Annotated in this window: 2 protein-coding genes; both read right to left on the reverse strand. The window is 75.7% G+C overall.

Features of this window, described 5'->3' with window-relative positions:
• Nucleotides 1-1,084 (reverse strand): UvrD-helicase domain-containing protein (locus L0B03_RS17145; protein ID WP_250448128.1); only part of this gene is annotated, 1,084 nt, incomplete at its 3' end.
• Nucleotides 1,081-1,983: PD-(D/E)XK nuclease family protein (locus tag L0B03_RS17150; protein WP_250448130.1), on the reverse strand; the 903-nt coding region annotated here is incomplete at its 5' end. The genes L0B03_RS17150 and L0B03_RS17145, both read right to left, overlap by 4 nt.

The following is a 1,983-nucleotide window of genomic DNA, read 5'->3' on the forward strand; positions in this document are numbered from 1 at the left end:
GCACCGTGCGGTCGTTGCGCCAGGAGGTCGCCAGGGCGAGCACCTCGGTCGGGCGGTCGGCCCCGGGGAAGTGGTCGGGGAAGCGCGCCAGCCCTCCGGCGCTCGCCCCGCGCCAGCCGTAGATGGCCTGGTGCGGGTCTCCCACCGCGGTGACGGGGTGGCCCCGGCCCGCCTCCGTGCCCGAGCCGAACAGGTGGCGAAGCAGCTCGAGCTGGGCGACCGAGGTGTCCTGGTACTCGTCGAGGAGCACCACCCCGTAGCGTGCCCGCTCCCCCGCGCCGACCTCGGGGACCTCACGCGCGAGGCGGGCCGCGACCGCGACCTGGTCGGCGAAGTCCATGACGTCGTCCTCGCGCTTGCGCTCGGCGAAGGCCTCGACGAGGTCGACCAGCCGCGAGCGCAGCTGCAGGGAAGCCCGGACCTCCTGCACGAGCCTGGTCTGGGTGGCCGTGACCTTCGCCAGGGTCGGGGCCTCGGCGATCCGGTCGACCAGCCGCTGCGCCTCGTGGCGGAGCTCCTCGGGGTCGACGAGGTGCTCAGCGAGAGCACCGGCGAGGTCGAGGACCGCGGTCGTGATGGTCGAGGGGGCGAGGTCGACCTCGAGGTCGCTGGTCCACTGCTCGACGAGGTCGTGGGCGAGCTGCCAGCGCCCGGCCTCTCCGAGCAGCCGGGCCGAGGGCTCGAGGCCCAGACGCAGGGCGTGGTCGCCGACGAGCCCGGCGGCGTAGGCGTTGTAGGTCGAGACGGTGGGGACGGCCAGGGCCGAGCGGCGGGCGTCCTGACCGAGGGCGAGGCGGACCGCCCTCAGTCGGCGCCGGACCCGGTCGGAGAGCTCCCCCGCGGCCTTGCGGGTGAAGGTCAGACCGAGCACCTGCTCGGCGTCGACCAGACCGTTGACGATGAGGAAGACGACCCGTGAGGCCATGGTCTCGGTCTTGCCCGAGCCCGCCCCGGCGACGACCAGGAGGGGCTCGAGGGGGGCCTCGATCACGGCCACCTGCTCATCGGTCGGCCGGTGCTGACCGAGCAGCTCGGCGATCTGCACCGCGCTGAGCTGCGGGGTGTCGGGGCGGTGCGCGCTCATGCGCCGACCACGCGCCCCTCGGGCTGCACCGGGCAGGAGCGGCTCACGGGGCAGGTGCGGCACAGGGCGTTGGCCGTCGCGGTCGGCGCCGGGCGGGTCACGGCCTCGACGACCTCCTCGAGCATCTCCTCGACCCACCGCGGGTCCTCGTCCTGGGCGGGGGCGCCCTGCTCCCGCCCGGCCCAGGTCTTGTTGGCCGTGCCGACGTAGACCAGGGAGGCGCCGCCGCTGGTGCCGGCCGGCGCCAGGTGCTCGAAGGCACCCGCGTCGACGGCTGCCTGGTAGGCGCCGAGCTGGGCGTGCCGGGCAGCGTCGCCCTTGGCCACGGGGCTCCGCCCGGTCTTGAGGTCCACGACCCGCAACCGAGGGCGGCCGTCCGGGTCGGTCTCGGCACGTTCGAGACGGTCGACGCTCCCGCGCAGGATCACCCGGCCGAGCTGGACGTGGAAGGGCTCCTCGACCGCGAGCACCTCGCCCGCGGTCCGCAGGTAGGCCGCGAGATGACGGATCATCGCCGCAGCCCGGCGGCGCTGCACCGACCCGACCCACCCCTCGGCCAGGCCGAGCTGGGACCAGCGTTCGTCGAGGGCCGCGGCGAGCTCGGCCTCGGTGCCGGCCGGCAGGGCCGCGGCGATCTCGTGCACGAGGGTCCCCAGGGACTGCTCACGCGAGTCGGCGGCCTTGCCGCCGGCGGCCTCGAGGGCCCAGCGCAGGGCGCAGGAGGACGCGGACTCCAGGGTCGAGGGGCTCAGCGGCACCGGCTCCTCCTCGGACCAGAGCGGGGCCGTGGTCGAGAGCGCGGTCGTGCCGTACCACTGGTCGGGCCGCGCCCCGGGCACGGCGTGAGCCACCAGGCGGGCCAGGAGCCGGGCCGCCGGGTGGTCCGGCCCAGGGACGGC

Source organism: Actinotalea sp. C106 (assembly GCF_023630195.1).
Lineage (GTDB): Bacteria > Actinomycetota > Actinomycetes > Actinomycetales > Cellulomonadaceae > Actinotalea.